The organism is Enterobacter sp. Res13-Sevr-PEC09-46 (assembly GCF_015672585.1).
GTDB lineage: Bacteria > Pseudomonadota > Gammaproteobacteria > Enterobacterales > Enterobacteriaceae > Enterobacter > Enterobacter hormaechei_C.
The window spans coordinates 236,812-252,257 of record NZ_JADABR010000030.1; the positions used below are offsets into that span (position 1 = coordinate 236,812).

16 protein-coding genes and 1 tRNA gene are annotated in these 15,446 nt (G+C 55.9%); 11 read left to right on the forward strand and 6 right to left on the reverse strand.

What is annotated here, in order from left to right; genetic code table 11:
* Positions 1–149: 149 nt before the first annotated feature.
* Genes IMQ56_RS19585 through IMQ56_RS19595 form a run of 3 tightly spaced genes read left to right on the forward strand, consistent with a single transcriptional unit; the run spans position 150 to position 2,943 of the window.
* The gene (locus IMQ56_RS19585) at positions 150–1,157 is read left to right on the forward strand and encodes an ABC transporter substrate-binding protein (RefSeq protein WP_063945836.1); all 1,008 of its coding nucleotides are present in this window, start codon (positions 150–152) and stop codon (positions 1,155–1,157) included.
* Positions 1,154–2,185, forward strand: a complete 1,032-nt coding sequence (locus tag IMQ56_RS19590) for an iron ABC transporter permease (RefSeq protein WP_017384785.1) — start codon at positions 1,154–1,156, stop codon at positions 2,183–2,185. Before IMQ56_RS19585 ends, IMQ56_RS19590 begins: the two co-directional genes overlap by 4 nt.
* Positions 2,182–2,943 carry an ABC transporter ATP-binding protein gene (locus tag IMQ56_RS19595; protein ID WP_032671209.1) on the forward strand — a complete coding sequence of 254 codons (762 nt, stop codon included), beginning with the start codon at positions 2,182–2,184 and terminating at the stop codon, positions 2,941–2,943. The genes IMQ56_RS19590 and IMQ56_RS19595 overlap by 4 nt, the downstream gene beginning before the upstream one ends.
* A 60-nt stretch (positions 2,944–3,003) precedes the next feature.
* Here IMQ56_RS19595 and IMQ56_RS19600 read toward each other — a convergent pair.
* Both IMQ56_RS19600 and IMQ56_RS19605 read right to left on the reverse strand, forming a co-directional pair.
* Positions 3,004–3,091, reverse strand: a tRNA-Ser gene (locus IMQ56_RS19600).
* Positions 3,092–3,235: 144 nt separating this feature from the next.
* On the reverse strand, positions 3,236–4,864 hold the full coding sequence (locus IMQ56_RS19605) for an ABC transporter substrate-binding protein (protein WP_023296279.1): 1,629 nt from the start codon (positions 4,862–4,864) through the stop codon (positions 3,236–3,238).
* A 270-nt stretch (positions 4,865–5,134) separates the two neighbouring features.
* Here IMQ56_RS19605 and yccA point away from each other — a divergent pair, with 270 nt between their 5' ends.
* On the forward strand, positions 5,135–5,794 hold the full coding sequence (gene yccA / locus IMQ56_RS19610; protein WP_003858127.1) for an FtsH protease modulator YccA: 660 nt from the start codon (positions 5,135–5,137) through the stop codon (positions 5,792–5,794).
* Between the two features lie 88 nt (positions 5,795–5,882).
* Positions 5,883–6,212 (forward strand): sulfurtransferase TusE, encoded by a 330-nt coding sequence (tusE, locus tag IMQ56_RS19615; RefSeq protein WP_196063670.1) that lies wholly within the window; start codon positions 5,883–5,885, stop codon positions 6,210–6,212.
* Here tusE and yccX read toward each other — a convergent pair.
* Positions 6,209–6,490, reverse strand: coding sequence for an acylphosphatase (yccX, locus tag IMQ56_RS19620; protein WP_023296278.1), 282 nt, complete (start codon positions 6,488–6,490; stop codon positions 6,209–6,211). The genes tusE and yccX overlap by 4 nt on opposite strands.
* A 93-nt stretch (positions 6,491–6,583) precedes the next feature.
* Here yccX and rlmI point away from each other — a divergent pair, with 93 nt between their 5' ends.
* Together rlmI and hspQ are read left to right on the forward strand one after the other, a co-directional pair.
* Positions 6,584–7,774, forward strand: coding sequence for a 23S rRNA (cytosine(1962)-C(5))-methyltransferase RlmI (gene rlmI / locus IMQ56_RS19625; RefSeq protein WP_015570890.1), 1,191 nt, complete (start codon positions 6,584–6,586; stop codon positions 7,772–7,774).
* Positions 7,775–7,834: 60 nt separating this feature from the next.
* Entirely contained in the window at positions 7,835–8,152 is a 318-nt protein-coding gene (hspQ, locus tag IMQ56_RS19630; protein WP_003858136.1) for a heat shock protein HspQ, read from the forward strand.
* Positions 8,153–8,184: 32 nt separating this feature from the next.
* Here the strand turns inward: hspQ and IMQ56_RS19635 are convergent, their stop codons facing one another.
* Complete coding sequence (locus IMQ56_RS19635; RefSeq protein WP_006809337.1) at positions 8,185–8,598, reverse strand: CoA-binding protein; 414 nt, start codon at positions 8,596–8,598, stop codon at positions 8,185–8,187.
* Positions 8,599–8,769: 171 nt separating this feature from the next.
* Here IMQ56_RS19635 and IMQ56_RS19640 point away from each other — a divergent pair, with 171 nt between their 5' ends.
* A complete protein-coding gene (locus IMQ56_RS19640) occupies positions 8,770–9,432 on the forward strand; it encodes a DUF2057 family protein (RefSeq protein ID WP_196063671.1) in 663 nt (220 codons plus the stop codon).
* 80 nt (positions 9,433–9,512) lie between these two features.
* Positions 9,513–9,971 carry a methylglyoxal synthase gene (gene mgsA / locus IMQ56_RS19645; protein ID WP_003858146.1) on the forward strand — a complete coding sequence of 153 codons (459 nt, stop codon included), beginning with the start codon at positions 9,513–9,515 and terminating at the stop codon, positions 9,969–9,971.
* Between the two features lie 54 nt (positions 9,972–10,025).
* On the opposite strand, the gene helD is transcribed toward mgsA, so the two are convergent.
* A complete protein-coding gene (helD, locus tag IMQ56_RS19650; protein WP_196063672.1) occupies positions 10,026–12,080 on the reverse strand; it encodes a DNA helicase IV in 2,055 nt (684 codons plus the stop codon).
* Positions 12,081–12,202: 122 nt separating this feature from the next.
* Here helD and IMQ56_RS19655 point away from each other — a divergent pair, with 122 nt between their 5' ends.
* Positions 12,203–12,649 (forward strand): YccF domain-containing protein, encoded by a 447-nt coding sequence (locus IMQ56_RS19655; protein WP_015570894.1) that lies wholly within the window; start codon positions 12,203–12,205, stop codon positions 12,647–12,649.
* Between the two features lie 18 nt (positions 12,650–12,667).
* A complete protein-coding gene (yccS, locus tag IMQ56_RS19660; protein ID WP_015570895.1) occupies positions 12,668–14,830 on the forward strand; it encodes a YccS family putative transporter in 2,163 nt (720 codons plus the stop codon).
* On the opposite strand, the gene IMQ56_RS19665 is transcribed toward yccS, so the two are convergent.
* Complete coding sequence (locus IMQ56_RS19665) at positions 14,787–15,413, reverse strand: TfoX/Sxy family DNA transformation protein (protein WP_017384804.1); 627 nt, start codon at positions 15,411–15,413, stop codon at positions 14,787–14,789. The two genes, yccS and IMQ56_RS19665, sit on opposite strands and share 44 nt — an antisense overlap.
* Positions 15,414–15,446: the final 33 nt, after the last annotated feature.

A 15,446-nucleotide genomic window follows, 5' to 3' on the forward strand; every position in this document is an offset into this window, starting at 1 on the left:
TTGTTATTTTTCAGGCAACCCGCGAATGCCAGGTGGGTATGTTGAGAATAGTCCAGCCTTTCGTTTCTGCAACAAGCGACGGTGAGCGTGTTGCTCTCAATCACAATATATGTATTATGTTATAACATAACAATTTTGGATTGCGTTTTATGTTACTCAAAAAAGGGTTATTTCTGGCTTCACTGCTCACCATAGCGCCTGCCGCTTTCGCCGCTACCACCTGGCCCCTCACGATTGAAAATTGCGGCGTTAAGCAGACCTTTACGCAGGCTCCTCAGCGCGTCGTGACCGTGGGTCAGCATGAAACAGAATTACTGCTCGCACTGGGGCTGGAGAAAACGATCGCCGCGACGTCAGTCTGGTTCGGCAAGCTCCCGGCCCCGCTGGAGGATGCCGGAAAAAACCTCCCCCGGCTTGCAGATAATTCCCCCTCCTTTGAAGCCGTGGCAGGGCAGAAACCTGAACTCGTTCTCGCACAGTATCACTGGCACATTGGTCCGCAGGGAGAAGTGGGAACCCGTGAGCAGTTTGCGTCGCTGGGGATTAAGACGTGGATCTCCCCTGCCGACTGCACGGATAAAACGGTAACGGAAACCTCAAACGCAGACGGAGCACGTAGCGCGCCGTTTTCACTGGCGGAAATTACACGGGAAGTGACAGATCTGGCGAGGATTTTTGATGTTTCCGCGCGAGGTGAGCAGCTCAATCGTGCGCTGGCGGAGCGTATTAAAAAGGCCCAGGCGCGCGCCTCCGCGAAACCGCTTAGCGTTGTATTCTGGTTCTCCAGCAGCCGTCTGAATGGCGATCCCTGGGTGGCCGGGAATTACGGCGCGCCTGGCTGGATCAGCCGCACGCTGGGGTTGAAGAACATTATTGACTCTCACGACGAATGGCCCGCTGTAACGTGGGAACATATAGCCCGATCGCAGCCGGACGTGATTGTTATCGCCGGGATGTCCCGCAGGCTCTACCCTGCCGATGACGTTGAGGTAAAAAAAGCGTTCTTGCGCAGTGACCCGGTGACAAAGAACATGCCTGCGGTCAGGAACAACCACATCATCGTGGTGCCAGCGATGTCGTTAAACCCTTCATTGCGTAACGTCGATGCGGTTGAGCTTATCAGCGATCGGCTGGCTTCTTTCCAGGATGAACAATGAGTCATTTCGCTTTTGACCGCCGCCAGCAGGGTTTACTGGCAGCAGGTGCCATGGCGCTGCCGCTGATGCTGGTCTTTGCCGCCAGTATCGGTGATATGCCGGTGTCGTATGCCAGTACCGGGAAAGCGATCCTCAACGGACTGGGTTTGACCTCTTATGCGTTGCCGCAAACGGAGGAAGGTATCGTCTGGCAATATCGCATGAGCCGGGCAGTAATGGCCGCGTGCAACGGCGGCGGCCTGGCGTTGTGCGGGCTGGTGTTACAGTCGATCCTGCGTAACCCTCTGGCTGAGCCTTATCTGCTGGGGATTTCCGCGGGCGCATCGCTGGGGGCCGTCTGCGTGATGCTTCTCGGCATCGGGGGGAGCGTGATTGGCGTAAGCAGCGGTGCGTTTGTCGGCTCGTGCGCCGCCTTTGCGCTCATCATGGTGATTACGAACGGGATGAGTGAAAGCCCGTCGCGCATTTTGCTGGCTGGCATTGCGGGCACCCAGCTCTTCAACGCCATGACCGCGTACGTCGTCAGTACGTCCGCCAATGCCGAGCAGTCCCGTAGCGTCATGTTCTGGCTGCTGGGAAGTCTGAGCGGCGTGCGCTGGCCTGACGCGCTGCTGGCGCTGGCCGTTACGCTTGCGGGTTTACTGGTGGTATTGCTCTTTTCACGGGCGCTGGACACCTTCACCTTCGGGGATGAGGTCTCCACCACGCTGGGGATCCCGGTTACCGCCGTGCGTATTGTCTTATTGCTGACCTGTGCCATTGTTACCGCAACGCTGGTGAGCGCCACGGGCGCAGTGGGGTTTGTCGGGCTGGTCATTCCCCATGTAACGCGCATGCTATGTGGGCCGGGCCATCGTCTATCTATCCCGCTGACGTTTCTTATCGGCGCCCACTTTATGATCCTCGCCGATATCGTCTCACGCACGCTGATTGTGCACCAGGTTCTGCCCATCGGGGTGGTGACTGCGCTGGTAGGCGCCCCCGTCTTTGTGGCGTTGCTTTATCAAAACCGAAAGGAGCATCCATGAATATTACTGTGGCCGGGTTAACCGTAACCCGACAAGCGCAGACGGTGCTTAAGGATATCGATCTCGACCTGCCATCCGGGCAGATTATCGGCCTGTTAGGGCCAAACGGCTCGGGCAAGTCGACGCTGCTGCGCTGTCTCGCCGGGCTGTTTCCACGACTCAGCGAACGCGTGGCGCTTAATGGCACAACGCTCGGCATGATGCCGCTGAAAAAACGCGCGCAGCACATGGCGTTTGTCCCGCAACATGCTGAGGTCGACGGAGAACTGACCGTTGAGGACATTGTCAGACTGGGGCGTACGCCCTACCGGAAAACATTCCAGAGAACCTCGCGCGACGATGAGGCTGCGGTTGAGCAGGCGATTGGCCTGATGCAGTTATGCCGCTTACGCCAGCGGCGATGGCACTCTTTGTCTGGCGGAGAGCGCCAGCGAAGCCAGATAGCCCGCGCGCTGGCCCAGCAGCCGCAGGTGCTGTTGCTCGATGAACCGACAAACCACCTGGACATTCAGCACCAGCTGGAGCTGATGCGGCTCGTTTCACAGCTGCCGCTTACGGTGGTGGTTGCACTGCACGATCTCAATCTTGCGGCCAATTATTGCCAGCGTCTGATCCTCCTGAAGGCCGGGCAGATCGCCGCCACGGGCGCGCCAGAAGCGGTTCTGACGCCGGCAAACATCGAGGACACCTGGTGCGTAAAAGCTCAGGTCTGCAAGGCCGACGCCGGGATCACGATAAGCTATAACATGGTGGCATGACGGAAGCCTGGCGCAAAAGCAAAAACCCCTGCGATATTGCTATCGCAGGGGTTTCGAATTTGGCGGAAGCGTAGAGATTCGAACTCTAGAACCCTTTCGGGTCGCCGGTTTTCAAGACCGGTGCCTTCAACCGCTCGGCCACGCTTCCTAAGTGAGGCGAACTATAAACACCTCACCGCGCGCTGTAAAGAGTGCGCGCATTCGTTCGCTTTAAAAATAGCCAAAATGCGTTTAATCGGTTGAATAGACGACAGATTGGCCGTTTTGACAGCATAATATCCACTGCGGATCGTTAGTGCTTTTTGATGTACATATCTTTGGTGTAGTAGTACCCGAGCTTGTCTGGCGTGAAGCCCCCTACCCACGGTTTCACCAGGTGCGTGCGCACGTAATGATAGACCGGGATCGCCGGTACATCCCGTCCCAGCAGATCTTCTGCCTGCTGGTAGAATTTACCGCGCTCCTCCGCCGTTTTCGATTTCGCCGCGTTCACCAGTGCCCGATCGTAGTCCGGATTGCTGTACTGAGTGGTGTTTTGGCTATCCCCGGTACGGAAGTTGTTCAGGAAAGTTGCCGCATCGTCGTAATCGGCAATCCAGGCGTAGCGTACCGCGTCAAAGTTATGGGTGTGCATGGTATCAAGCATGGTTTTCCACTCCTGATTTTGCAGCTTCGCCTCCACGCCGAGGTTCTTCTTCCACATTGAGCTGGCGGCAATGGCAATACGCTGGTGCGATTCCGAGGTGTTATAGAGGAGATTAAAGCTGAGCGGATGGCTGTCGTTAAATCCGGCTTCGGCCAGCAGCTTTTTCGCCTCGGCAATGCGTTTATCCATCGGCCAGCTGGCGTAATCCGGGTTCTGGAGCTTGACGCCGCCAATATCCGGCTGGCTGATCAGCCATGCCGGGCGCTGGCCCTGCCCTAATACTTTCCCGGCGATGATGTCTTTATCCAGCGCCAGGTTCAGCGCCTTGCGCACGCGGGCGTCGTTGAACGGCGGCCGGGTGGTGTTGAACTGATAATAATAGGTGGCAAGCTGCGGTGAAACGTCCAGCTCGCTCCCCAGCGTTTTCTTCAGCTGAGCAAACTGGTTGATCGGCACCGTGTAAACAATGTCGATTTCGCCCGCTTTGTAGCGGTTGACGTCAGCAGCTTCAGAGGAAATGGGCAGATAGGTCACCTTGTTGATGACGGTATGTTCGTTATCCCAATATTTCGGGTTACGCACCGCCACAATGCGTTCGTTAACCACCCACTGTGACAGTTTATAGGCCCCGCTGCTGACGAAGTGCTCCGGTTTGGTCCACTTATCACCGAAACGGCCTACCAGGACTTTATCAATTGGCACCAGAGACGGGTGAGCCAGCATCGCCAGGAAAGCGGCGTTAGGTTGCGTGAGCGTAACTTCCAGCGTGGTGTCATTGATGGCTTTCACCCCCAGCGACTCGGGCGCTTTTTTGCCTTCTGCGATATCAGTGCCGTTGACGATACGCATACTACCGGGATAGCTGGCATACGGAGAGGCGGTTTTCGGGTCGACCAGCCGCTGCCAGCTCCAGACAATATCTTCCGCGGTGATGGGGGTTCCATCGCTCCAGGTAATGCCCGGACGCAGATGGAACGTCCAGACGGTGTTGTCTTTATTTTCCCATTTCTCCGCCAGGCGCGGCTGGATTTCACCTGCCGGAGAGACGCTGACCAGCCCGTCGAATAAATCGCTGATAATATTGAATTCGACATCGCTTTCGACTTTATGCGGGTCGAGCGAGGCGGGTTCACTGCCGTTGTTCCTGACCAGTTCCTGCTTATCTGCCAGCTGGGTTCCTGCCGGCACGTTAGCCGCCCAGGTTGCCGTGCTGGCGCACAGGATCCCTGCGGTTAACAAAGAGAGTGTAAAGTGCGTGCGTGTTTGTGGTTTCATTTCCTTCGCCTTATTGTCTGTTTTTATGACGATCCGGAAATAACTCTTAGCGGCCTAAGGGAAATAACGCAATATTTTTCAGTGACCTATAAGAGGTTGATCTGAATACGCCCTACAAACCGCACTTCATTCTGAGTACAAAGGCTTTGCCAGAATAAAAAACCAGTATAATCCCTAAGGGGCTGAGTAAAGATGGGTAAAACCACTTTGCGTCTGCCGCGCCGTTTCCTATTCTTTGCGCTAATTACATCTGTCATAAGAGAGTGACTCATGGATCGTATAATTACTTCTTCACGCGACCGCACATCGCTACTCAGCACCCATAAGGTGCTGCGCAATACCTATTTCATGCTCAGCCTGACGCTGGCGTTTTCGGCGATTACCGCGACGGCCAGCACCGTACTGATGCTGCCTTCTCCGGGCCTGATCCTCACGCTGGTAGGTATGTACGGTCTGATGTTCCTGACCTACAAAACCGCGGATAAACCGGTGGGTATTCTCTCCGCGTTCGCCTTTACCGGCTTCCTGGGCTACATTCTGGGGCCAATCCTGAATGCCTATCTGTCTGCCGGAATGGGCGACGTAATTGGTATGGCGCTGGGCGGTACCGCGCTGGTGTTCTTCTGCTGCTCGGCCTACGTGCTGACCACCCGTAAGGACATGTCCTTCCTTGGCGGTATGCTGATGGCAGGTATCGTGATTGTGCTGGTCGGTATGCTGGCGAACATCTTCCTGCAATTGCCTGCGCTGCATCTGGCAATCAGCGCGGTGTTTATCCTGATTTCATCCGGCGCAATCCTGTATGAAACCAGCAACATCATTCACGGCGGTGAGACGAACTATATCCGCGCCACCGTGAGCCTGTATGTGTCGCTGTACAACATTTTTGTCAGCCTGCTGAGCATCCTGGGCTTCGCCAGCCGCGATTAACTCACCGTGCTGTGAACAGGGCCCCGCTTATGCGGGGCTTTGTTTTTTTGGTAGACTTAGGCGGTTTTTGACTAACGCGTGAATGAATATGTTGAGTTTTGAAGGCAAAGATATCGAAACCGATAACGACGGTTATCTGAAAGAGAGCAGCCAGTGGAGCGAAGCGCTGGCGGAGAAAATTGCGGAAAACGAAGGAATTACCCTCTCCCCGGAACACTGGGAAGTGGTGCGCTTCGTGCGAGAATTTTACCTTGAATTCAACACCTCGCCGGCTATCCGCATGCTGGTCAAAGCCATGGCGAATAAATTTGGCGAAGAGAAAGGCAACAGCCGTTATCTGTATCGCCTGTTTCCGAAAGGCCCGGCTAAACAGGCGACAAAAATCGCCGGCCTGCCAAAGCCGGTAAAATGCATTTAATAGCGAATACTGAAGTTAGCGTATTCCCGGTCGGGTTGATGCGGTTCCGTTAGCACCTTATCAACCCGCGCGCTGCGCGGTCCGCCCGCTTTCAGCCACGCCACCAGCTTCTCAACCCGATCCGCCTCACCGCAGGCCACAACCTCCACGCTGCCATCATCCATGTTACGCGCATACCCTGTCAGCCCGAGCTGAAGGGCTTCGCGCTGGGTGCTGTAGCGGAATCCGACGCCCTGTACAAGGCCATGAACCCAGGCAATGGTGCAAACATTTGACATCATCCTTCTCCTTATCCGACTGGCGCGTTGCATTTCCTCACTGAAGTCGGGAAAATGGCGGCCATTTCATTGGAATCGACAGAATAGCAAATTATGAGTGTACGTTTAGTGTTAGCCAAAGGGCGCGAGAAGTCATTACTGCGCCGCCATCCCTGGGTCTTTTCCGGCGCGGTTGCCCGCATGGAAGGTAAAGCCAGCCTCGGTGAAACCATCGATATTGTTGACCATCAGGGGAAATGGTTAGCACGCGGCGCATACTCGCCAGCATCTCAGATCCGCGCGCGCGTCTGGACATTCGATAAAGAAGAAACCATCGATATCGACTTCTTTGTCCGTCGTTTGCAACAGGCGCAGCAGTGGCGCGAGTGGCTGGCAAAGCGTGATGGGCTGGACAGCTATCGTCTGATTGCCGGAGAGTCCGACGGGCTGCCGGGCGTGACCATTGACCGCTTCGGCAATTTCCTGGTGTTGCAGCTGCTGAGCGCCGGGGCGGAATACCAGCGTGCCGCGCTGATTAGCGCCCTGCAAACCCTGTTCCCGGAATGTGCCATTTACGACCGCAGCGACGTGGCGGTACGTAAAAAAGAGGGCATGGAGCTGACGCAAGGCCCGGTCACCGGCGAACTGCCGCCAGCCCTGCTGCCTATTGAAGAGCATGGCATGAAGCTGCTGGTGGATATTCAGGGCGGCCATAAGACCGGTTATTACCTCGACCAGCGTGACAGCCGTCTGGCAACGCGCCAGTACGTTGCCGATAAGCGCGTGCTGAACTGCTTCTCTTATACCGGCGGCTTTGCGGTCTCTGCCCTGATGGGCGGCTGTGCTCAGGTAGTGAGCGTCGACACCTCACAGGAAGCGCTGGACGTGGCGAAGCAGAACGTTGAGCTGAACAAGCTGGATCTGAGCAAAGCGGAGTTTGTGCGCGACGACGTATTCAAACTGCTGCGTAAATACCGCGACCAGGGCGAGAAATTTGACGTAATCGTGATGGACCCGCCGAAGTTTGTTGAAAACAAAAGCCAGCTGATGGGCGCCTGCCGTGGCTATAAAGACATCAACATGCTGGCGATCCAGCTGCTGAACCCGGGCGGCGTGCTGCTGACGTTCTCCTGCTCTGGCCTGATGACGACAGATTTATTCCAAAAAATCATCGCCGATGCCGCAATAGATGCGGGTCGTGATGTACAATTTATAGAGCAGTTCCGTCAGGCCGCCGATCACCCGGTGATCGCTACCTACCCGGAAGGGCTGTATCTGAAAGGGTTTGCCTGTCGCGTCATGTAACTTGAAAAGAGAAATATTGCCCGCACATAGTGTGTATGTAATATTTCCCGGGAGGTGACTATGATTGCCAGCAAATTCGGTATCGGCCAGCAGGTCCGCCACACCTTGCTTGGATATTTGGGTGTGGTCGTGGATATCGACCCGGAGTATTCCCTTGATGAACCGTCAGCAGACGATCTGGCCGTTGACGCAGAGCTTCGCGCCGCGCCCTGGTATCATGTGGTTATGGAGGGCGACGATGGTCAGCCTGTCCATACCTATCTTGCCGAAGCGCAGCTGAGTGGTGAACTACAGGATGAGCATCCGGAACAACCCACTATGGACGAGCTTGCTCAGACCATCCGCAAACAGTTACAGGCACCAAGACTGCGCAACTGAAGGTGTAAAAAAGCCCGTCAAACGGGCTTTTTTTATTTTGCCAGCCCCAGACGGGGAATATCGATTGCCGGACAGCGATCCATCACCACCTTCAGCCCGGCATCGCGCGCCAGCACGGCCGCCTGCTCATTAATCACGCCCAGCTGCATCCACAGCGTTTTCGCGCCGATGGCAATCGCCTCCTGCGCCACGCCCCAGGCCGCCTCTGAATTACGAAAAACGTCCACCATATCCACCTTTTCCGGCACGTCCGCGAGCGTCGCATAGCCCTGCTGGCCCAGCAGCGTTTTCCCCGCCACCTTCGGCGAGACCGGGATCACGTGATAACCCTGATCCAGAAGGTATTTCATGACCCGATAGCTTGGGCGATCCGGTTTATCGCTCGCGCCGACCAGCGCGATAGTGCGCGTGGACGTCAGAATCTCGACAATGTCGTTCTCTTTCATGCTCTTCCTCCTGGCTTTTTTCAAAGTGTACGTCAAAGCGGACATCTCAACCACGCATCCCATACAGAAGTATGAGGGCAAAACGGCAGAATATGTCTATATGTTAGTAAACGTGTTTGTCGAAAACTTTTGATACATTCTTACCGGGTAGTTTGTCTACAGGAGTCTGCTATGAAAACCGGCATTGCCTGGGCTATGGTTGCGTTAATCATGCCGGTTTGTGTTTTCGCAACCACCCTCAGACTCTCAACCGACATTGACCTGCTGGTGCTGGACGGGAAAAAAGTCTCCAGCTCCCTGCTGCGGGGTGCAGACAGTATCGAGCTGGATAACGGCCCGCACCAGGTGGTTTTTCGGGTGGAAAAGACCATTCGCCTCGCCGACAACGAACAGCAGGTGTACATTTCGCCTCCGCTGGTGGTCAGCTTTAATACCCAGCGTATCAGCCAGGTCAATTTTCGTCTCCCGCGCCTTGAGACAGAAAAGGAGTCACTGGCATTTGATGCCTCGCCGCGCATTGAACTGGTGGACGGGGACTCCATGCCCATCCCGGTAAAACTGGATATTCTGGCGCCGACAAAAAGGCCAAAGGGAACAGACTATGAAGCGGACACCGAGACCTACAACAGGGCCAGCAGGCGCGCCTCGCTGCCCCAGTTCGCCACCATGATGGCGGATGACAGTACCCTGCTTTCGGGCGTATCGGAGCTGGATGTACTCCCCCCTCAGTCGCAGACCCTTACTGAGCAACGCCTCAAGTTCTGGTTCCAGAATGCCGATCCGGACACGCGCGCCCGTTTTCTGCAATGGGCGAAGCAACAACCTTCGTCGTAAGCCACATTTTTTCGTCCTTTCTCTTGCAGCATCAGCCAGTTCCCGTCATCGTGTAACGAGGTAACCTCACGGATAAGATTATGGAACTGACAACACGCACACTTCCGGCGCGCAAGCACATTGCTCTGGTTGCGCACGATCACTGTAAACAAATGCTGCTTAACTGGGTTCGTCGCCATCAGCCTCTTTTACAGCATCATGCCCTTTCTGCCACGGGAACAACCGGCAACCTGATCCACCGCGAAACCGGTCTGGAAGTGAATGCCATGCTGAGCGGCCCGATGGGGGGTGACCAGCAGGTAGGTGCTCAGATTTCAGAAGGTAAAATTGACGTTCTGATTTTCTTCTGGGATCCGCTGAACGCGGTTCCGCATGATCCGGACGTTAAAGCGCTGCTGCGTCTGGCGACGGTGTGGAACATTCCGGTAGCCACCAATCTTTCAACGGCAGATTTCATCATTGAATCGCCGCAGTTTAACGATCCGGTGGAGATTTTGATCCCGGATTATCAGCGTTATCTTGCGGAGAGACTGAAGTAGTTTTTTTGCCCGGTGGCGCTGCGCTTACCGGGCCTATAGAATTTGCCCGGCGCGTTACGGCTTTCTCGCCACCGGCACGTCAATACTTTTCAAAATATCGACAAACACCGACGGCTCCTCTTTGTTGAACAAGAGCCACACGCGATGGCGCGCGCGGGTTATCGCCACGTACAGTAAACGCCGCTCCTCTGCATCCGGGAAATCTTCCGGAACAGGTAATAACGCCTCTTCCATCACGGATTCCCGCGCCGGTGCAGGGAAACCGTCGCTCCCCTCTTTTAGCCCCACCACAATCACGTAGTCGGCCTGCTGCCCTTTACTGGCGTGAATGGTCATAAAATCGAGCTGAAGTTTTGGCCAGCGCGTCGCCGCTTTTTCCAGCGCCGTCGGCTTGAGGTGGTGATAACGCGCCAGCACCAGAATGCGCTCATCCGGTTTCGCATAGCCGCTCAGTTTATCCAGCAGCGGTTCCAGCTGATCGTCCGCCAGCAGCGTGACGGCCTTTTTATCCCCCGACGTCAGGCTGTTAAGCGGTTTCGACAGCTGGTGCGGGTTCTGCTGAATAAAACGGTTGGCTATTTCGCCAATCCGCGAGTTGAAGCGGTAGGTGGTGTCCAGATCGCTGCGATCGCCTTCCCCAAAATAGTGGTGGAAGGCCGTCGTGAGGGATAGTTGCGCCCCGCTGAAACGGTAGATAGCCTGCCAGTCATCGCCCACGGCAAACAGCGACGTGTGTTTATTCTGCGCCCGCAGCGCCGAAAGCAGCGCAGCGCGCTGCGGCGAGATATCCTGAAACTCATCCACCAGAATGTGTTTCCACGGGCTGACGAAGCGCCCTTTCTCCAGAATGATGATGGCCTGATGGATCAGCCCCGAAAAATCGACCGCGTTTTCGTCTTTCAGCGCGGTTTTCCACGCTTTCAGCATCGGCGCCATCAGCTTAACCCGTTTAGAAAACACAGCGCGGATCGACTCCGGTGCGCTTTCTATCATCTCCGCCTGAGAGCCGCCGTGCATGCGCATCAGGCTTACCCACCGGTCGAGACGAGAGCCCAGCCGGCGCGCCAGCTTTTCATCCTGCCAGAAGCTGCCCTCCGGCACCTCCCAGCTGAGTTCCTCTTCAAGCCACTGACGCCAGCCTTTCGCCTGCGCCTTTTTTTCACTGCACTGCTGACGCCATGCCTTGATAAACAGCGCCTGGCGAGCCTGAGCGTCGTTCTCCAGCTTGCTGACAACAGGAACTTTTTTGCTGCCCTGTTGAATGATGTGTAAAGCGAGGGAGTGGAACGTGCGCGCCGAGATATCCTGGGTATGCAAACGCGCCTGAATGCGCTCATCCATCTCCTGCGCAGCCTTGCGACCAAAGGCCAGCAGCAAAATCTGGTCTGCAACCGCCTCGCCCGTTGTCAGAAGCCAACCCGCGCGCGCCACCAGCACCGACGTTTTGCCGCTCCCGGCACCTGCCAGCACCAATAAAGACTGTTCGCCATTCACCACGGCGCGCGTCTGGGCAGGATTGAGGGGCGATGACTCCACTGTACTGAAGAAGTCGGCATATTGCGTAAGCATCGCCTCAGTCCAGGCCTGGTTATGCGCCAGACGGCTTTTCTCGATATCGCTCAGCCAGGCCTGGCACTTCCGCCACGCGTCGCGGCAGTTCTCAAATTCCTCAAGCCGCGCCACCGGTAAAGGCAATGCCGTCAGCGCCTGGGCGATTTTTTGCTGAAGCCCGGCGGTTTGCTGGCGCGTCAGCCACTTCTGCTGCGTATTGCTTAGCGCGATATCGTCCAGCACCTGTTGCAGAACCTGTGCGGCAATCACGCTCATCTCCTGGCTCCACTGCTGCCAGCGCGTGTTCAGATGATGGTGGAAGCGTTGGGTTTCCGCCCACTCGGTCCCGTGGAGTCGCACCACTTTGTCTGCCGGCAGGACGAACTCCAGCTCCCCCCATACCAGCCCTCGTTTACAATGAATGGCCAGTAGCTGATTAAACGGAATAAGGTATTCGTGGCGTTCACCGGAGACTTTCACTCCTGCATTGAGCAGGACAATCTTGTCGTAAGGGTGCTGCGCCAGGCGTTTGCCCATTGAAGTTGCTTTCAGTTCCATATCCTGCCGGATCCACGAGGTCATAATTTGTCAGACAGTTTAACTGCCAGTTTTAAGGTGCTCCAGCCCAAAAAAACGTTACAATCACCGGGCGTTAATCATATCGAAGGAAATGAGGGTTTATGCGTACCGTTCTGAATGTGTTGAATTTTGTCCTTGGCGGTTTTGCCACCACCCTTTCCTGGCTTTTTGCCACTCTGGTGAGCATCGTGCTCATCTTCACCCTTCCGCTGACGCGCTCCTGCTGGGAAATCACCAAACTGTCCCTCGTTCCTTATGGAAATGAAGCCGTACACGTGGATGAGCTGGAGCCGGAAAGAAAAAATGCCTTCATGAATACCGGCGGCACGCTGCTGAATATTTTATGGCTGATCTTCTTTGGCTGGTGGTTGTGTCTGATGCATATCTTCGCCGGTATCGCCCAGTGCATCACGATTATAGGCATTCCGGTTGGCATCGCTAATTTCAAAATTGCTACCATCGCCCTGTGGCCGGTAGGACGCCGTGTTGTCCCGGTCGAAGTCGCGCAAGCCGCGCGTGAAGCCAACGCCCGTCGCCGTTTTCAGTAATAAGGACTGGCCGCACTCATGCTAAGCCCCCTGCTTCGTCGCTATACGTGGAACAGTAACTGGCTGTATAACGTCAGGATCTTTATCGCCCTCTGCGGCACCGTCGCTCTGCCGTGGTGGCTAAATGACGTGAAGCTCACCATCCCCCTCACGCTTGGGGTGGTGGCCGGTGCGCTGGCGGATCTCGACGACCGCCTGGCCGGTCGTTTGCGTAATCTGGTCATCACGCTGGTCTGCTTCTTTATTGCTTCCGCCTCCGTTGAGCTGCTTTTCCCCTGGCCCTGGCTGTTTGCCTTAGGGCTGACGGTGTCCACCAGCGGCTTCATTTTGCTCGGCGGCCTCGGGCAACGCTACGCCACTATCGCGTTTGGCGCCCTGCTGATTGCCATTTACACCATGCTGGGCGTCTCTCTTTACGATCAGTGGTATCAGCAGCCGGTCCTGCTGCTGTTGGGCGCTATCTGGTATAACCTGCTGACCTTAACCGGACATCTTATTTTTCCGGTTCGTGCCTTACAGGACAACATTGCCCGCAGTTACGAACAGCTGGCCCACTATCTGGAGCTGAAATCCCGGCTGTTTGATCCGGATATTGAAGAGGACAGCCAGGCGCCCCTGTACGATCTGGCGCTGGCAAATGGCCAGCTGGTCGCCACGCTAAATCAGACCAAAGCGTCTCTGCTCACCCGTCTGCGCGGCGATCGCGGTCAGCGCGGTACCCGGCGCACACTGCACTACTACTTTGTCGCCCAGGATATTCACGAGCGCGCCAGCTCCTCGCATGTGCAGTACGCTGACCTGCGCGAGAAATTCCGCTACAGCGACGTGATGTTCCGTTTCCAGCGCCTGCTGTCAATGCAGTCTCAGGCCTGCCAGCAACTTGCGCGCTCAATACTGCTGCGCACGCCCTATCAGCACGATCCTCGCTTTGAACGCGCATTCAGTCATCTGGATGCGGCCCTCGATCGCGTTCAGGCCAGTGGGACATCGCCGGAACAGTTCAAAGCCCTGGGATTCTTGCTCAACAACCTGAGAGCCATCGATGCTCAGCTCGCCACCATTGAGTCTGAACAGGCGATGGCAATGCCGGGCAATGACGCCGACAACCAGCTTGCCGACGACAGTCTCAACGGTTTCAGCGATATGTGGCTGCGCCTGAGCCGTCACTTTACGCCGGAATCCGCCCTCTTTCGCCATGCGGTAAGGATGTCGCTGGTTCTGTGCGTCGGCTACGCGTTTATCCAGATAACAGGATTGCACCACGGTTACTGGATCCTGCTGACCAGCCTGTTTGTCTGCCAGCCGAACTATAACGCTACCCGCCATCGGCTCGCGCTGCGTATTGTCGGGACATTAGTCGGGGTCGCCATCGGGCTGCCGGTGCTCTACTTTGTGCCATCCGTAGAAGGGCAACTGATCCTGATTGTGATTACCGGTGTACTGTTTTTCGCCTTCCGCAATGTGCAGTACGCCCACGCCACGATGTTCATCACGCTGCTGGTGCTGCTCTGCTTCAATCTGCTGGGTGAAGGCTTTGAAGTGGCCCTCCCCCGCGTGATCGACACGCTAATCGGCTGCGCCATTGCCTGGGCGGCGGTGAGCTTTATCTGGCCGGACTGGCGTTTTCGTAACTTACCGCGCGTGTCCGACAGAGCAATGAACGCCAACTGCCGCTATCTGGATGCTATTCTTGAGCAATACCATCAGGGTCGCGATAACCGTCTGGCCTATCGGATTGCCCGTCGCGATGCGCATAACACGGACGCAGAGCTGGCTTCCGTTGTCTCGAATATGTCAACTGAGCCGCGCGCCACGGCAGAAATCCGGGAGACAGCCTTCCGCCTGCTGTGTCTGAACCACACGTTCACCAGCTATATCTCTACCCTTGGCGCCCACCGTGAGAAACTGACAAATCCGGGCATCCTGGCGCTGCTGGACGACGCCGTTTGCTACGTTGATGATGCGCTTCATCATCAACCTGCGGATGAGCCACGGGTTCACCAGGCACTGGATGAACTGGTGCAACGTATCGCACACCTTGATCCTGGCACCGACAACAAAGCTCCGCTGGTCCTACAGCAAATTGGCCTGCTTATCGCTTTGCTGCCGGAAATTTGTCGGCTGCGACAGAAGATCGCTACCTGGCGGAATGATGGCCCTGCGACTCAGGCAGCGCATTAAACCACTCCATAAGCTCCCGGCGAATATCCGCCGGGAGTGCCGCTTCATGTAACCCTTCGATGGCGCCTTCAAGCGCGAACAATACCCGGATACTCAGCGCTTTATTCTTAGAGCGCATTTTCAGCCAGCTCGTCTTCGCCCCCAACTGTCGTAGCGTCTCTTCATTGGTAATGCCCGCCTCCATAAGCAGGACCTCAATCTGAAAGGTCAGGTTCGGCAGATCCTTAAGCCGGTTACGCTGATGGCGCTGGTAGCGCTCTTTCCTGGCGGCATCGAGCGCAAACGAGGAGAGCTGAAGCAGCTTTTCCCTGTTTTGCCACAGACCTTCATCCACACGGTAGTAATTAAGCAGCACTGGCCGTCCTCGTTTCATCAGGGTCAGAAAAGAGGAGGCGTTTTTTACACAGTATTTTGCACTTTGCTCACAGGCGCGAAGGTACAGCTCGCCGTCAGACACCATCGCGAACACCGCTTCATCCACGGCCAGGGTATAACCGCCAAACAGGGCGCGATGATGAATTTCGCCCAGCGGAGAGAGGTATTCCTGAGATTGATAAATCCGATCATAAGATATCTTTTTCATGATAATTCCATTAAAAATCATACAGTAAACACG

Bases quoted from the DNA above. Each gene is read 5' to 3' on its own strand.
- helD (WP_196063672.1), bottom strand. From the start codon at position 12,080: ATGGAACTGAAAGCAACTTCAATGGGCAAACGCCTGGCGCAGCACCCT.
- rlmI (WP_015570890.1), top strand. From the start codon at position 6,584: ATGAGTGTACGTTTAGTGTTAGCCAAAGGGCGCGAGAAGTCATTACTG.
- IMQ56_RS19590 (WP_017384785.1), top strand. From the start codon at position 1,154: ATGAGTCATTTCGCTTTTGACCGCCGCCAGCAGGGTTTACTGGCAGCA.
- yccS (WP_015570895.1), top strand. From the start codon at position 12,668: ATGCTAAGCCCCCTGCTTCGTCGCTATACGTGGAACAGTAACTGGCTG.
- tusE (WP_196063670.1), top strand. From the start codon at position 5,883: ATGTTGAGTTTTGAAGGCAAAGATATCGAAACCGATAACGACGGTTAT.
- yccX (WP_023296278.1), bottom strand. From the start codon at position 6,490: ATGTCAAATGTTTGCACCATTGCCTGGGTTCATGGCCTTGTACAGGGC.
- mgsA (WP_003858146.1), top strand. From the start codon at position 9,513: ATGGAACTGACAACACGCACACTTCCGGCGCGCAAGCACATTGCTCTG.
- IMQ56_RS19640 (WP_196063671.1), top strand. From the start codon at position 8,770: ATGAAAACCGGCATTGCCTGGGCTATGGTTGCGTTAATCATGCCGGTT.
- IMQ56_RS19665 (WP_017384804.1), bottom strand. From the start codon at position 15,413: ATGAAAAAGATATCTTATGATCGGATTTATCAATCTCAGGAATACCTC.
- hspQ (WP_003858136.1), top strand. From the start codon at position 7,835: ATGATTGCCAGCAAATTCGGTATCGGCCAGCAGGTCCGCCACACCTTG.
- IMQ56_RS19595 (WP_032671209.1), top strand. From the start codon at position 2,182: ATGAATATTACTGTGGCCGGGTTAACCGTAACCCGACAAGCGCAGACG.
- yccA (WP_003858127.1), top strand. From the start codon at position 5,135: ATGGATCGTATAATTACTTCTTCACGCGACCGCACATCGCTACTCAGC.
- IMQ56_RS19585 (WP_063945836.1), top strand. From the start codon at position 150: ATGTTACTCAAAAAAGGGTTATTTCTGGCTTCACTGCTCACCATAGCG.
- IMQ56_RS19635 (WP_006809337.1), bottom strand. From the start codon at position 8,598: ATGAAAGAGAACGACATTGTCGAGATTCTGACGTCCACGCGCACTATC.
- IMQ56_RS19605 (WP_023296279.1), bottom strand. From the start codon at position 4,864: ATGAAACCACAAACACGCACGCACTTTACACTCTCTTTGTTAACCGCA.
- IMQ56_RS19655 (WP_015570894.1), top strand. From the start codon at position 12,203: ATGCGTACCGTTCTGAATGTGTTGAATTTTGTCCTTGGCGGTTTTGCC.